15 protein-coding genes and 2 tRNA genes are annotated in these 14,331 nt (G+C 65.9%); 7 read left to right on the forward strand and 10 right to left on the reverse strand.

Annotated features, from left to right (window positions below; all coding sequences use genetic code 11):
• The first annotated feature begins 119 nt into the window (after window positions 1-119).
• Together H284_RS19880 and H284_RS0101545 are read left to right on the forward strand one after the other, a co-directional pair.
• A complete protein-coding gene (locus H284_RS19880) occupies window positions 120-2,159 on the forward strand; it encodes a M3 family metallopeptidase (RefSeq protein ID WP_020074912.1) in 2,040 nt (679 codons plus the stop codon).
• Between the two features lie 141 nt (window positions 2,160-2,300).
• Window positions 2,301-3,602 (forward strand): ion channel protein, encoded by a 1,302-nt coding sequence (locus H284_RS0101545; RefSeq protein WP_018190796.1) that lies wholly within the window; start codon window positions 2,301-2,303, stop codon window positions 3,600-3,602.
• Here H284_RS0101545 and clpX read toward each other — a convergent pair.
• The 6 genes from clpX to H284_RS0101575 form a co-directional block, all read right to left on the reverse strand.
• Window positions 3,559-4,833, reverse strand: coding sequence for an ATP-dependent Clp protease ATP-binding subunit ClpX (gene clpX / locus H284_RS0101550; RefSeq protein ID WP_018190795.1), 1,275 nt, complete (start codon window positions 4,831-4,833; stop codon window positions 3,559-3,561). The two genes, H284_RS0101545 and clpX, sit on opposite strands and share 44 nt — an antisense overlap.
• A 177-nt stretch (window positions 4,834-5,010) precedes the next feature.
• Entirely contained in the window at window positions 5,011-5,679 is a 669-nt protein-coding gene (locus H284_RS0101555; protein ID WP_018190794.1) for an ATP-dependent Clp protease proteolytic subunit, read from the reverse strand.
• Window positions 5,680-5,709: 30 nt separating this feature from the next.
• Window positions 5,710-6,303 carry an ATP-dependent Clp protease proteolytic subunit gene (locus H284_RS0101560; protein ID WP_026307152.1) on the reverse strand — a complete coding sequence of 198 codons (594 nt, stop codon included), beginning with the start codon at window positions 6,301-6,303 and terminating at the stop codon, window positions 5,710-5,712.
• 113 nt (window positions 6,304-6,416) lie between these two features.
• Window positions 6,417-6,902 carry a tetratricopeptide repeat protein gene (locus H284_RS0101565; RefSeq protein ID WP_020074913.1) on the reverse strand — a complete coding sequence of 162 codons (486 nt, stop codon included), beginning with the start codon at window positions 6,900-6,902 and terminating at the stop codon, window positions 6,417-6,419.
• A gap of 138 nt (window positions 6,903-7,040) precedes the next feature.
• The gene (gene tig / locus H284_RS0101570) at window positions 7,041-8,453 is read right to left on the reverse strand and encodes a trigger factor (protein WP_020074914.1); all 1,413 of its coding nucleotides are present in this window, start codon (window positions 8,451-8,453) and stop codon (window positions 7,041-7,043) included.
• A 60-nt stretch (window positions 8,454-8,513) separates the two neighbouring features.
• Window positions 8,514-8,588: transfer RNA gene (locus H284_RS0101575), tRNA-Pro, on the reverse strand.
• A gap of 122 nt (window positions 8,589-8,710) precedes the next feature.
• Here H284_RS0101575 and H284_RS0101580 point away from each other — a divergent pair.
• A tRNA-Gly gene (locus H284_RS0101580) sits at window positions 8,711-8,784 on the forward strand.
• Between the two features lie 100 nt (window positions 8,785-8,884).
• Entirely contained in the window at window positions 8,885-9,970 is a 1,086-nt protein-coding gene (locus tag H284_RS0101585) for a restriction endonuclease (RefSeq protein WP_196802815.1), read from the forward strand.
• Between the two features lie 25 nt (window positions 9,971-9,995).
• On the opposite strand, the gene H284_RS0101590 is transcribed toward H284_RS0101585, so the two are convergent.
• Window positions 9,996-11,282, reverse strand: coding sequence for a coiled-coil domain-containing protein (locus tag H284_RS0101590; RefSeq protein WP_020074916.1), 1,287 nt, complete (start codon window positions 11,280-11,282; stop codon window positions 9,996-9,998).
• A 204-nt stretch (window positions 11,283-11,486) separates the two neighbouring features.
• Here H284_RS0101590 and H284_RS0101595 point away from each other — a divergent pair, with 204 nt between their 5' ends.
• A complete protein-coding gene (locus H284_RS0101595; protein ID WP_020074917.1) occupies window positions 11,487-11,774 on the forward strand; it encodes a DUF3892 domain-containing protein in 288 nt (95 codons plus the stop codon).
• A gap of 62 nt (window positions 11,775-11,836) precedes the next feature.
• On the opposite strand, the gene H284_RS20980 is transcribed toward H284_RS0101595, so the two are convergent.
• Window positions 11,837-12,097 carry a tyrosine-type recombinase/integrase gene (locus tag H284_RS20980; protein ID WP_051092461.1) on the reverse strand — a complete coding sequence of 87 codons (261 nt, stop codon included), beginning with the start codon at window positions 12,095-12,097 and terminating at the stop codon, window positions 11,837-11,839.
• A gap of 146 nt (window positions 12,098-12,243) precedes the next feature.
• Here H284_RS20980 and H284_RS21285 point away from each other — a divergent pair, with 146 nt between their 5' ends.
• Together H284_RS21285 and H284_RS0101605 are read left to right on the forward strand one after the other, a co-directional pair.
• Complete coding sequence (locus H284_RS21285) at window positions 12,244-12,657, forward strand: DUF3892 domain-containing protein (protein WP_353597351.1); 414 nt, start codon at window positions 12,244-12,246, stop codon at window positions 12,655-12,657.
• 90 nt (window positions 12,658-12,747) lie between these two features.
• Window positions 12,748-13,422, forward strand: a complete 675-nt coding sequence (locus H284_RS0101605) for a hypothetical protein (protein ID WP_020074919.1) — start codon at window positions 12,748-12,750, stop codon at window positions 13,420-13,422.
• Window positions 13,423-13,425: 3 nt separating this feature from the next.
• On the opposite strand, the gene H284_RS0101610 is transcribed toward H284_RS0101605, so the two are convergent.
• Window positions 13,426-13,638 carry an Rv0909 family putative TA system antitoxin gene (locus H284_RS0101610; RefSeq protein WP_018190789.1) on the reverse strand — a complete coding sequence of 71 codons (213 nt, stop codon included), beginning with the start codon at window positions 13,636-13,638 and terminating at the stop codon, window positions 13,426-13,428.
• 16 nt (window positions 13,639-13,654) lie between these two features.
• On the reverse strand, window positions 13,655-14,314 hold the full coding sequence (locus H284_RS0101615; RefSeq protein WP_018190788.1) for a response regulator transcription factor: 660 nt from the start codon (window positions 14,312-14,314) through the stop codon (window positions 13,655-13,657).
• Window positions 14,315-14,331 lie beyond the last annotated feature (17 nt).

Raw genomic sequence — 14,331 nt, forward strand, 5'->3', positions numbered from 1 at the left:
GTGACCAGAGTACGACTGCAAAGACTTCTTTGCAACTGCTTCTTTGCAATACTTCCTTTGCAACACTGTCTTTGCAATCGTTCCTTTGCTCAGCGCCACGGGTTGTCTAGGCTGGAGCAATGGCCGAGACCGCGAATCCCTTCTTCACCCCCAGCACCCTCCCCTACCAACTGCCTCCGTTCGCCGAGATCCGGGATGAGCACTACCGGCCCGCGTTCGAGCACGGTTTCGAGGAGCAACTGGCCGAGATCGACGCGATCGTCGCCACCGACGAAGCCGCGACCTTCGAGAACACGATGCTTCCGCTGGAGCGCTCCGGTCAGACGCTCCTGCGCGTCGCCGAGGTCTTCTTCAACAAGAGCTCCAGCGACAGCACCGACTTCACGAACGCCCTCGAGGAGGAGATGGCACCGCGCCTGGCCGCCCACCAGGACGCCATCCGCCTGAACCCCGCCCTCTACGCGCGCATCGCCTCCCTGCACGAGCAGCTCGACGAGCTCGGCCTCGACCCGGAGTCGCGGTACCTCGTCGAGCGCTACTACACCGAGTTCACCCTCGCGGGCGCCGGCCTCGACGACGCCGACAAGGAGCGTCTGCGCGAGTACAACCAGCGGCTCTCGACCTTGACCACGCGCTTCGAGAAGAACCTGCTCGCCGACACCAACGACCTCGCGGTCGTCTTCGACAGCGCCGAGGAGCTCGACGGCCTCGGCGAGGGCGAGCTGTCCGCCGCAGCGCAGGCCGCCGCCGAGCGCGGGCTGGACGGCAAGTTCGTGGTCACCCTCGTCCTGCCCACCGGCCACCCGTGGCTGGCCGACCTCACCCGGCGCGCGAGCCGGGAGCGGATCATGGCCGCATCCCGCGCCCGCGGCATCCGCGGCGGCGACAACGACAACCGCGACCTGGTCCTGGAGATCACCCGACTGCGTGCCGAACGCGCACGCCTGCTCGGCTTCGACACGCACGCCGCCTACGTCACCGCCGACCAGACCGCCCGCACGCCCGAGGCCGTCGCCGACATGCTCGGCCGCCTGGCACCGCCGGCGGCGCGCAACGCCCGCACCGAGCAGGCGGACCTGCAGCGCCAGCTCGGCGACGACGAGACCGTGGAGGCCTGGGACTGGGCCTACCTCACCGGCAAGGTGCGCGCCGAGAAGTTCGACGTCGACTTCGCCGCCATGCGCCCGTACTTCGAGGCGGAGCGCGTGCTGCGCGATGGCGTCTTCTACGCGGCGAACCGGCTCTACGGCATCAGCTTCACCGAGCGTCCCGACCTCGTCGCCTACCACCCCGACGCCCGCGTGTTCGAGGCCCGCAACGAGGACGGCTCCGAGCTCGGCCTGTACATCCTCGACCTCTACACGCGTGACTCGAAGCGCGGCGGCGCGTGGATGAATCCCCTCATCTCGCAGTCCGCCCTGCTGGACACCCCCACGGTCGTCGTGAACAACCTCAACGTGCCGAAGCCGGCCGCCGGGGAGCCGACGCTGCTGACCTACGACGAGACGAACACCCTCTTCCACGAGTTCGGGCACGCGCTGCACGGCCTCTTCGCCCGGGTGACGTATCCACGCTTCGCCGGCACGAACGTGTTCCGCGACTTCGTCGAGTTCCCGAGCCAGGTCAACGAGATGTGGATGCTGTGGCCGGAGGTGCTCGAGAACTACGCCGTTCACTTCCAGACGGGCGAGCGGATGCCGCAGGAGCTCGTGGACAAGCTGCACGCCGCCGAAGGCTTCAACGAGGGCTTCGCGACCAGCGAGTACCTGGGGGCCGCGTTGCTCGACCAGGCCTGGCACCGGATCACCGCCGACGATACGGTCGACGACGTCGCGGCATTCGAGGCGCGCGCGCTCGCGGATGTGGGGCTCGACAACCCGGCCGTCCCGCCGCGCTACGCGAGCACCTACTTCGCCCACACATTCTCGGGCGGCTACGACGCCGGGTACTACTCCTACATCTGGAGCGAGGTGCTCGACGGCGACACCGTGGAGTGGTTCCGCGAGAACGGCGGCCTCACGCGTGAGAACGGCGACCGGTTCCGGTCGCGGCTGCTGGGCGTCGGCGGGTCGAAGGACCCCCTGGAGGCGTACCGCGACTTCCGGGGCCGCGACGCCGAGATCGAGCCGCTGCTGAAGCGTCGCGGGCTGGACAACTGAGCCTAGCCGCCTCACCGGCCACCCTCTACGCTGAGCCCATTCGAGCGCTGAGCCCAGTCAAGCGCTGAGCCCAGTCGAGTGCTGAGCCCAGTCGAGCGCTGAGCCCAGTCGAGCGCTGAGCATTGCCGAGAGGGGGTGGCCATGACCGCCACGCAGCCGGAACTCGCAGCGCCGTCCGTTCGCCAACTCGTCCTCCTCAGCATCCCCGCCGTCGTCGTCGGCGTGGTCAGTGCCCTCGCCCTCTGGGCGATCGAGTCGCTGGCCGGCCTGATCGAGGACGGCGTGTGGACGAACCTCCCGAAAGCCCTTGGCATCGACCCGTCGTCGGGGTGGTGGATCTTCGCCGTCCTCACCGTGACCGGTGCCGCGGTCGGGCTGACGGTGTGGCTGGTACCGGGCCACGCGGGCCCCGACTCCGCGACGACCGAGCTCGTCGCCCCGCCCCTGCGCCCCGCGGTGGTGCCGTCGCTGGCGCTGGCCGCGGTCCTGGGCCTCGCCGGCGGTGTCAGTCTGGGGCCGGAGAACCCGATCATCGCCATCAACATCAGCCTGATGGTCGCGCTGGTCGGTCGCCTGTGGAAGGCCGTGCCGGTGCAGCTAGTGCTGACGATGGCCGCATCCGGCACCATCGGCGCCCTGTTCGGGACGCCCGTCGCCGCGGCCCTGGTGTTCACCGGGATGGTCGCAGCAGTGAAGGGCGGTGGTGCGCTCTGGGACAAGCTGTTCCTGCCGCTGGTCTCGGCGGCGGCCGGCTCCCTGACGATGACGTTCCTGGCGCATCCGCATTTCGCCATCCCGATGCCCGCGTACACGACGATCACCGGGTGGGATGTGCTGGCCGCGCTGATCATCGCGGTGCTCGCGACCGCGGTGGGGCTCGTCGGGGTGTACCTGTTCCCGCTGGTCCACCGCGGTTTCCACGCCCTCCGCCACCCGCTGCTGATGACGTTGATCGGCGGCGCGGTGCTGGGAGGCCTGGGGGCACTCGGCGGACCCATCACGCTGTTCAAGGGGCTGACGCAGATGAACCAGCTGGTCACCTCGCGGGGCGACTACACCGCGGGTCAGCTAGCGCTCATCCTCGTGGTCAAGCTGGCCGCACTGCTGGTGGCCGCCGGAGCCGGGTTCCGCGGCGGTCGCATCTTCCCTGCCGTGTTCATCGGCGCAGCGGTCGGGACGCTCGCGAACGCGCTCGTGCCAGCCGTGCCGGTTCAGATCGCTGTCGCTGCCGGCGTGCTCGGGCTGACCCTGGCGATCGCGCGCGATGGATGGATCGCCATCTTCATCGGCGTCGCGGTCACGCAGAACCTACTCATCCTGCCGATCCTGTGCCTCGCCGTGCTGCCCGCGTGGCTGCTGGTGACGAAGGCGCCGGAGATGCTGATCAAGCAGCCGGTACTTACGCCGACTTCTCCTCGCGCCGCGGGCGGTGCGGGACGATAGTCGGCGCCGCGTTCTCGAGCACCGCCTCCTTCGTCACGACCACACGAGCCACTTCGGAGCTGGACGGCACCTCGAACATGATCGGGCCGAGCACCTCCTCCATGATCGCGCGGAGGCCGCGGGCGCCCGTCTTGCGGAGCACCGCGAGATCGGCGATCGACTCGAGCGCCGCGTGGTCGAACTCCAGCTGAACGCCGTCGAGCTCGAACATGCGCTGGTACTGGCGGACCAGGGCGTTCTTCGGCTCGGTCAGGATCTGCATGAGCGCTTCCTGGTCGAGCTGCGTCACCGTCGTCACGACCGGGAGACGGCCGATGAACTCCGGGATCAGGCCGAACTTGTGCAGGTCTTCCGGCAGCACCTCGCTGAAGAGGTTGATGTCGTCGCCCTTGGAGTGCAGCGGGGCGCCGAAGCCGATGCCCTTCTTGCCGGCACGCGAGGAGATGATCTCCTCCAGCCCGGCGAAGGCGCCGGCCACGATGAACAGCACGTTCGTCGTGTCGATCTGGATGAACTCCTGGTGCGGGTGCTTGCGGCCGCCCTGCGGCGGGACCGAGGCGACCGTGCCCTCGAGGATCTTCAGCAGCGCCTGCTGCACGCCCTCGCCGGAGACGTCGCGCGTGATCGACGGGTTCTCGGCCTTGCGGGCGATCTTGTCGACCTCGTCGATGTAGATGATGCCCGTCTCGGCCCGCTTGACGTCGTAGTCGGCGGCCTGGATGAGCTTGAGGAGGATGTTCTCGACGTCTTCTCCGACGTAGCCGGCCTCGGTGAGGGCGGTCGCGTCGGCGACGGCGAACGGCACGTTGAGGCGCCGGGCCAGCGTCTGAGCGAGGTACGTCTTGCCACAGCCGGTGGGGCCGATCAGCAGGATGTTCGACTTCGCGATCTCGACGTCGTCCATCGTGTCGGCGGCCGTGAGGCTCTGCCGGGCACGGACGCGCTTGTAGTGGTTGTACACCGCGACGGCCAGAGCGCGCTTGGCCTGCTCCTGGCCGATGACGTACTCCTCCAGGAACCCGAAGATCTCCTTGGGCTTCGGAAGGTCGAACTCACTCGACGCCTCCTCACCCGCCTCGGCGAGCCGCTCCTCGATGATCTCGTTGCAGAGCTCGACGCACTCGTCGCAGATGTACACGCCAGGACCGGCGATGAGCTGCTGAACCTGCTTCTGGCTCTTGCCACAGAAGGAACACTTGAGCAGATCGGCGCTTTCCCCGATGCGTGCCATCCCTCTCCCCTCCTTCTTCGGGTCTGTTCTGACGAGCCTAACCCGTGCGGACGACAATGGTGCGCAGCCCGGCCGTTTTCGTTCACGCGGCGGTTCTGCTCACAGCAGATGGCCTCCCGGACACACGAACGGGGTGGCCGTCCGTGCGGACGACCACCCCGTTGCGGGTGCGGCTGGTTACTTGACCAGCGCCGGAAGCGACTTGCGGCTGGTGAGCACCTGGTCGATCAGGCCGTACTCGAGGGCCTCGGCCGCCGACAGGATCTTGTCGCGGTCGATGTCCTTGTTGACCTGCTCCACCGAGCGGTTGGAGTGCTTCGAGAGCGTCTCCTCCAGCCAGGTGCGCATGCGCATGATCTCGTTGGCCTGGATCTCGATGTCGGACGCCTGCCCCTGACCGGCCTCGCCGACGGCGGGCTGGTGGATGAGGATGCGGGCGTTCGGCAGCGCCAGACGCTTGCCGGGGGTGCCGGCGGCCGTCAGCACGGCGGCGGCCGAGGCGGCCTGGCCGAGCACGACGGTCTGGATCTGCGGGCGGATGTACTGCATCGTGTCGTAGATCGCCGTCATCGCGGTGAACGAGCCACCGGGCGAGTTGATGTACATGACGATGTCACGGTCCGGGTCCTGGCTCTCGAGCACGAGGAGCTGGGCCATGATGTCGTCGGCGGACGCGTCGTCCACCTGCACACCGAGGAAGATGATGCGGTCCTCGAAGAGCTTCGCGTACGGGTCCTGGCGCTTGTAGCCGTACGCCGTACGCTCCTCGAAGCTGGGGAGGATGTAGCGGGCGCCGGGCGCCTGAACGCCGCTGAAGGCCTGACCGCCGAGCATGGGGGTGTTCATTCTGTTGTCCTTATCCTTTTCAGCGGCCTGCTACTTGGACTCCGGCTCGGTCCCGCCGCCGCCCGAGACGTCGAGGGCCGACTCCCGGATGTGGTCGACGAAGCCGTACTCCAGCGCCTCCTGGGCGGTGAACCAGCGGTCGCGGTCGCCGTCGGCGTTGATCTGCTCGACCGACTTGCCCGTGGCCTCCGCGGTGATCTGCGCGAGGCGGTTCTTCATGTCGATGATGAGCTGAGCCTGGGTCTGGATGTCACTCGCCGTTCCGCCGAAGCCGCCGTGCGGCTGGTGCAGCAGAACGCGGGCGTTCGGGGTGATGTAGCGCTTGCCCTTGGTGCCTGCGGTGAGGAGCAGCTGCCCCATCGACGCGGCCATTCCGATTCCGACGGTGACGATGTCGTTCGGGACGAACTGCATCGTGTCGTAGATGGCCATGCCCGCGGTGATCGAGCCACCCGGGGAGTTGATGTAGAGGTAGATGTCCCGCTTGGGGTCCTCCGCGGCCAGGAGCAGCAGCTTCGCGGCGATCTCGTTCGCGTTCTCGTCCCGGACCTCCGAACCGAGCCAGATGATCCGGTCCTTGAGAAGTCTGTCGAAAACACTGGGCTGGATACCCATATCGGCCATGTTCGCTCCGTTTCCTTTGTCGCTTGGTGTCGAATCTATCGGAGCGCCGAGCGCATTTCGGCGCTGTTCGCCCTCGGCAGAGAGAGCAGCGCGCCGCGGAGTGGATGCGGGGGTCAGTCGTCGTCGAGGGCGGCCGCGTAGGCGGTCACCGCGCGGCCGTACCGGGGCAGGTGCGGGGCGAGTGCACCGAGCGCCTCGCGGAGCGCGTCGGCACGCATCCCGTCGTCGAAGAGGCACAGCGCGGCGAACGCGCGGGCCGCGTCGGCGAGGGGATGTTCGGGCTCCGCGCCGAGGAAGTCGCGCAGCAGGCTGAGCGCTTCGGCCGGACGGTCGAGGTTGCGGAGGGTGCTCGCCAGCTGCACGATCGCCTGCCCGCGGTACGGCTCGGACAGACCGTGCGCGAGGGCTGCGCGGTAGAAGGGCTCGGCGTCGGCTTCGCGGCCGGCGAAGTCACGGCCGCTGGCCGCTTCGAACAGCGCCTCCGGGTCGTTCGCGGGGCGTTCGGCGACAAGGGCGTCGATCGCGTCGAGGGTGGCCTGCTCGCGCGTGTCGTCCGCGTCGGCCCAGACCGCATCCACTCGCTGTCGCCAGTCGTCCATCCCGCTCTCCTTCGTCCCGTTCGGTCTGTGGGGCGCAACACGCCGTTCTCATGCTGCCAGAACGGCGCGTCGCGTCCCACAGATGCACGAAAGCCGGGCCGCGCGGATGGCGCGGCCCGGCTTCGTGACAGCGGGACGTTACTTGTCGTCGGCCTTCTTCTTGGTCGAGCGCTTCTTCGGCTTCTCCTCGGCGGCGGGGGCCTCCTCAGCGGGGGCCTCCTCCGTGGCGGGCTCGGCGGCGGGAGCCTCGTCCGCAGCGTCGGTGTCGTCGCCGTCGGCGATGGCGGTGAACTCGGCCAGGTCGACCGGCTTGCCGTCGGTGTCGACGACCTTCACCTTGCCGAGGATGATCGCGAGCGCCTTGTTGCGGGCGACCTCGCCGACCATCGACGGGATCTGGCCGTTCTCGCTGAGGATCTTCACGAACTCGTTCGGGTCCATGCCGTACTGGGCGGCACCCTGCACGAGGTACTGGGTGAGCTCGTCCTGGCTGACCTTGACGTCGTTCTCCTGCGCGACCTCGTCGAGGAGGATCTGCGTCTTGAAGGTCTTCTCGCTGGACTCCTTCACCTCGGCGCGGTGCACGTCGTCCTCGAGGCGGTTCTCCTGCTCCAGGTGGCGGTGGACCTCGTCCTCGACCAGCTGCTCCGGGACCGGGATCTCGACCAGCTCGAGGAGCTTGTCGACCAGCTGGTCACGGGCGGCCGTGCCCTGGCCGAACACCTTGGCGCGCTCGACCTGCGTGCGCAGGCTCTGGCGCAGCTCGCCGATGGTGTCGAACTCGCTGGCGATCTGGGCGAAGTCGTCGTCGGCCTCGGGGAGCTCGCGCTCCTTGACGGCGTTCAGCGTGACGGTGATCTGCGCGTTCTCACCCTCGTGGTCGCCGCCCATGAGCGGCGCCTCGAACGTGGTGGTCTCGCCGGCGGTGAGCGTGTCGAGGGCCTCGTCGATGCCGTCGATGAGCTCGCCGGAGCCGATCTCGTACGAGATGTTGGCGGCGGTGTCGACCTCCTCGCCGCCGATCACGGCGACCAGGTCGATCTGGGCGAAGTCGCCGGTCTTGGCGGGACGGTCGACCGTGACGAGGGTGCCGAAGCGGCTGCGGAGCCGGTCCAGCTCCTCCTCCACGTCATCCACGCCCACCTCGGCCGCGTCGACCGTAATGGTGATGTCGTCGAAGTCGGGCAGCTTCACCTCGGGGCGGACATCCACCTCGATGGTGAGCAGCAGGTCGCCCGAGAAGTCGGACTCGTTCGGCCACTCGGTGATGTCGGCCTCCGGGCGGCCGAGGGGACGCACGTCGTTCTCCTCGATCGCCTGACGGTAGAACCCGTCGAGACCCTCGTTGACCGCGTGCTCCAGGACGGCGGCCTTGCCGACCCGCTGGTCGATGATGGGCGGCGGCACCTTGCCCTTGCGGAAACCGGGGATGGTCACCTGCTCGGCGATGTGCTCGTACGCGTGCTTGATGGAAGGCTGCAGCTCCTCCGGCGTCACCGAGATGGTGAGCTTGGTCCGGGTGGGGCTGAGCTTCTCGACCGTGGTCTTCACGATGTCTGGGTTCTCCTGAATGATCGAACGATGGTCTTCTCGCAAGGAACGAGGTCCTCGTCGGGGCGACAGGATTCGAACCTGCGACCTCCCGCTCCCAAAGCGGGCGCTCTAGCCAAGCTGAGCTACGCCCCGGCTTGAAGCGGTGCGAAAGACCGTGGGCAAGTCTACTGCACGCGTGCTCCCCCGCGCGTGTACTACGATGGTCGTCGGCCGCCGCACAGATCGGGCGGCCACCGTGCCGCACCTGCGGCGCCGGGGATGTAGCTCAATGGTAGAGCCTCAGTCTTCCAAACTGATTACGCGGGTTCGATTCCCGTCATCCCCTCCATTGGAAACACTGGTCGAGCGGCCCGTCGAGCGAAATGCTCCGGAACGCGATCCCCGTCAAAACCCCGTCTCACGCGGCGCGCTTGCGGCAGTATGACGTCATGACCGATCCTTTCGACGAGGCGACGCTTAGCGCCATAGGCGAACTGCTGGCTGTAGGCGAGCAGGAAGGCTTCGCTATTACACTCGCCCCCGACGCACAAGGCTGGACTGTTGGCTACATGCGAGGAATGGGCGGCGGAGACCTTATTAGCGGCTATGACCTCGAAGAGACCGCCAAGGCGGCCATGCGCCCCCTACTCGACCTCGCAGCCCGATACGCCGAGCGGCGTCGCGAGCGTGAGGAACGAGAGCGCAAGGGAAGCGAGTGGGCAGATGGTGAGGGTCCCAGGGACGACGTCGACGCGCCGCCGCTGGGTTCCCTTCCGTCGACGCAATCGCTGGATGTGTCGTTTGCAAACCTCGACGCCACAGAGTTCGAAGAGTTCATATACGACCTGCTCGTAACGCTCGGTTTTAGGAACGTGGACTGGCGCAAGGGGACGTCAAAGAAGTCAAGCCCCTCTGACCGCGGCAGAGACATTGTGGCGCAATCGTTGGTGACCGACGTTGATGGTCACACGAGATTTGAGACGTGGTTCGTAGACGCGAAACACTACGAGAGGGGTGTGCCGCCGGAAGCCTTGCAGGGCCTCATGACATGGGCCGAGTCCGAGCGGCCAGACGTGGCGTTGGTGGCCTCTTCGGGCTTCCTTTCAAATGCAGCTAAGGACTGGATCGAGAATTATCGAAAGAACCGCGCACCAGCATTCCGAATTCGACATTGGGAGAAGCCGGAGCTATCTCGAATGCTCGCGGTCAATCGCGATCTGATGGCCAGGCACGACATCATTGAAGCGGAGTCCATGCGGACAATTGCAGAGCTCCGGGCCGCTGAGCAGGAATTCTTCGACAAAGTTTGGTATGTCCGCAGTCTTATCCATGACGAAGCGATTGCAACGGGCGATAAGCCCCCTTTGGACGATAAGCTCCGCGCCCAGGTCGATGCCGCCCGAAGTGCAGTGATTGCCCGCTACGGCGAGGACGAGGTTGGCCCATGGGATGACTGGGACTGGGGCTACGTCAACGGGAAGCTTGCAGCCGTACGCTGGATGCTCGGCAACGAATGGGATTTTCTCGACACCTGAGCGGAAGAGCGAAGTAGCTCGCAGCCTAAGAAGACGAAATCTTGCTGGCCTTTTGGATCAGATCGAGTACCTGTGATGCGAGAGTCACGGGGGTGTTCTCGTCATGTGAGTCTTTTGAGGCGGACGGCGACCCTACATATGCATTGCCGAATGCCTTCGTCACCAGGTCCACGAATGCATCGTCCACCTTCGGCTTGTCGGCAACATTGGCCAGGAACGGGCCGATCGCACGCAGTTCCAGCTCCATCCGCTTTACTGCGTTCGCGTTCCCGATCAGCCTTCCTCCCAGGCGAATGGCGATTGTCGCAGCCGAGCCGGCTAGGACGCCGACAGCAAGTCGAATGACTATCGCAGTCCAATCGACTGCTCCGCCGTTCGTTCTGCTGCCCTCGAAAATCAGCCAGATGAGCGGGAGGGCGGCAACGATCAGCAGGCTGAACCCCAGTAGATAGAACCGGTTGCCGACTCTGCGTCCCCACTCGGCTTCAGACTCGAACTGTGAGGCGACCTCATCGGCAGCGATAGCACTCACAAGCTTCGTGTACTTTTCCTTTGCCGCAAGGAGCTCTTCATATTCCTGGTCGGCTGAAGCGAGCTTGGCAGAAATGTCCTCGCGAAGCGGGTCGAAGTCAGCTAGAAATGCAGCTTCCTTCTCGGCCGTCCACTTCGTAAACGCCGTCGCATTTCTCTCGGTCAATGCATCTACTGCGGCCTCGGCATCTTCCACCGCTGAAGCAAGCTCGGCCTTTTGAGACTCGATTGTCGTCTTAAGGCTCGACTGGGCCGCCTGGATGCTGCGCAGTTCCGAAAGGGCTTCGTCTCGCCTGGACTCAACTTCCTCCCCATACGAGGTCATTTCCTCGCGCAGCTTCTCGTGCTCTGCACCTAGCGCCTCGATGCTGATGCGCTGCGCTTCTAGTAGCTGCTCGAACAGCGTGTCCATCTGCTTGACCTCGCCACCCTTGCCATAAGGGCGAGGCCAGGCAGCCATTTGCATCAAGCCCGTTTCCGCTTGATCCGCGGCTTGGCTGACGTAATTGGCGTAACCAACCCCGTTACTTATTCGCGAAGACAGAGAAGAGGAAACTTGATTCCAGATCGAGTCAACGTCGTTGAGCATGGAGGGGTGGAAGAAGGCCGCGCGAGTAGAGGCTACGACGTCGAAACTGCGGACGTATGCCATCTGAGTCTTTATGCGCTCGATGTCGGGCAGCTCTTCCGGCTGATGGTCGGCCACCACTTCCTGCAGTTGCCCGTCGATGGTGTCAAGCACCGCCCACAATGGATGATTGTCAAAGTCTGAGCGCAGCATGCGACCTCCCTGGGAGTCATGTTAGGGGCGGGTTGCGACAGTCGAACGTCGCGGCGCGCTGTTATGCATGCTCTGCTCCAACGGTGCAGAGTCGCCAGATCCAGCCCCGGCAGGTGAGTTCCGTCGGTGATGTCAGTGGCGGCAGACAGACTGGTATGTGTTAGCTGCATTTCAGCGGCTCGCTTACCAGAGGAGTTAGAAACAATGGCGATTGAAATCACTCGCGTACATTTCGAGGGGTTCTCCAAAACGCACGAGTCGATCACCCGTTACGAGTACACGGACCTCAGTACGGGGTACACCGGTCGCACCGTTGACAAGCCGACCCTTGTGTCATGGATCGACAACAAGCAGGAGACCGCATTTGTCGGCAGCGGCTACAACCGCGTGAATGTCGGCACCGTTCATCCCAATGACGGCCGCCGGCCGTTCGTGCGCACGTATGCAGACGGCAACTGGACCAACAACTTGTTGTCGCTGCCGACGTTCTAGTCGGTGCTCAGCCCCGGCGTACACGTCACCCGAATCGACATGTACGTCGGAGCTCCCCCATGTCAGAGCTCGACTGCAAGCCGGTCGCCGACCACTACCGCGCCGCTGGTGAACGCCTCGAACTGGGCGATCTCCGCGCTGTAGTCGCTTGGGTACAGGTGCGAGTACACCGTGTCCGTTGTGACGAGGGAGGCGTGCCCCATCCACCGGCTCACCTTGTATGGCGGGATGCCCGCGGCGAGCATCAGGCTCGCGTACGTGTGGCGTAGATCGTGCCACCGCATCTTGGGCGGCAGCCCCAGCCCTGGCAGCAGCGGCCGCATGTAGTACTGCAAGACAGAGCCGCAGTCGACGTTGCGGTAGAAGTCGAGCCGTCGAGAGCCGTTGCTCCGAGCCGGCCAGAACAGTGCGTCAGGGTCGCCAGAGTGCGGGTGCTGCAGGACGTACAGCTTCAGGTCCGCGCGACGGAATGGTTGCGGACGATGTTGGGTACCTTGCCCGCGACGACCAGAACGATACGAGCAACGGCCCCCCATGGATCTACGCCTTTCGGCACATACCCCATAGCTCAACACCCGTGCCAGTCTCTCGTGTGATCGAGGAGGATCCCGTGTACGAAATCACTGGCATTAAAGTGTCGAGCCGCCCGCCTCAGTTGGGAACTATCACCAGCTACTACTTTCAGGGGAGAGACGGGGAGGCCAGCGACTGGGTGACGAAGGAGAGAGCGGTCGCGTACGTAACGAACAATCCTTCCTCGGTTTATGTGACGGGAGGCGGGGCAACTGCGTACGTCGAAGTTGTTGCTGGCTCACCGAACTACCTACGGACCCGTGGTGACGGAACGGCGAGCGATAACCTCCTCTCCCTGCCGATCTACTGACAGCTAGCGGGGACTACGCCGGAGCCAGGAGCGACTGGTGATTCGGTGCATCTAGTGCGCAGCGTCATCCAGCAGGGCCACAATTGCGGCATGACGGCGACTCCGCCCCCACCCGACGACGGGCTCACGGACGCGCAGCGCAGCCTGCGCGCGCAGCTGCTCGCGACAGAGCACTGGAGCCTGCTGGCGTCGCGCAGTACGACGCAGAGCGAGGTGCTGACGCGGATCGCGATTTTCTTGACGCTCGTGTCGGCGGGGCTGGTGACGCTCGGGTTCATCGGGCAGGCGAGCGGGTTCCGGGGATGGTTCGGGCTGGCGGCGCTCGGGGTGCTGCTCGTGCTCGCGCTGTTGGGGCTGATCACGATGGTGCGCGTCTTCAACACGTCCGACGAGGACATGATGTACGTGGTCGCGATGAACCGGCTGCGGGCGGCGTACCTGGAACTCGATCCGGGACTCGACCGGTACCTGTACGCGTCCGCGAACGACGACGAGGCCGGCATCCGGACGACCTACCACTTCTTCTACGAGCGCGGCGGGAGCTCGGTATTCGGCAGCTCCATGATGCTCATCGCGGTCGTGGAGTCGATCGTGCTCGGCCTGCTGGCAGGCGGGGCGACGGCGGCGTTCGGTGGGCCGCCGGTAGTCGCCATCGTCGTGGGCGTCGTCGTCGCACTCTCCTCGGTGGCGCTGGCGATGCGGTGGGGCTACTCGATCTACCGGCGCGCGATCAGGTCGCTTCAGCCCATCCGACCGACCGCGTGACCGCTATTCGTTGCCGACGTGCTTGTCGGCCTCGTCTCGCGCGCCCTCGATCTTGTCGTCGAACTTGCCGCCCGTGACCTTCTTCGCGGCGCCGGCGACGCCGTCGAGGAGCTTGTCGCTGACGTCTTCCGCCTGTTCGGAGTTGAGCGCGTCCTTGACCTTCGGGTCGTTCAGGAACTCCTGCGCCTTCTTGGTGATGTCGTCGAATCCAGCCATGCGGCCATCCAACACCTCAGCGCTGCAGGAAGGCCAGTACCGCCAGCACCCGGCGGTGGTCGTCGCCGGAGTCCTCCAGGCCCAGCTTCTGGAAGATGGAGGTGACGTTCTTCTCCACCGCACCGACGCCGACGACCATGCGCGCGGCGATCGCCGCGTTCGTGCGTCCCTCGGCCATCAGCTCCAGCACCTCCCGCTCGCGCGGGGTGAGGCGCTCCAGCGGGTCGGTCCGCCGGGTCAGCAGCTCGCGGACCACCTGCGGGTCGAGCACCGTGCCGCCCGCAGCGACCCGGGTGACCGCATCCCGCAACTCGTCGAGGGAGGCGATGCGGTCCTTCAGGAGGTAGCCGGTGCCGCCTTCGCCGCCGGCGAGCAGCTCCTGCGCGTACGTGCCCTCGACGTACTGCGACAGCAGCAGGACGGCGATCGACGGATGCTCGCGGCGGATGCGCAGCGCAGCCCGCACGCCCTCGTCGCGGAAGGTCGGCGGCATGCGCACGTCTAGCACCGCGACGTCCGGCATCAGGTCGGGCACCGCCTCCAGCAGCGTGTCCGCGTCGCCGAACGCGCCGACAGTGTCGAAGCCCGCCTCGTCGAACAGCCGGATGAGGCCCTCGCGCAGCAGGACGGAGTCGTCCGCGACGACGACACGCAGGGGGACGGATTCGCTCGGCACCCACCCAGCCTAGAGCG

Origin of the sequence: Cryocola sp. 340MFSha3.1, assembly GCF_000383315.1 — a bacterium.
Taxonomy (GTDB): Bacteria; Actinomycetota; Actinomycetes; order Actinomycetales; family Microbacteriaceae; genus Leifsonia.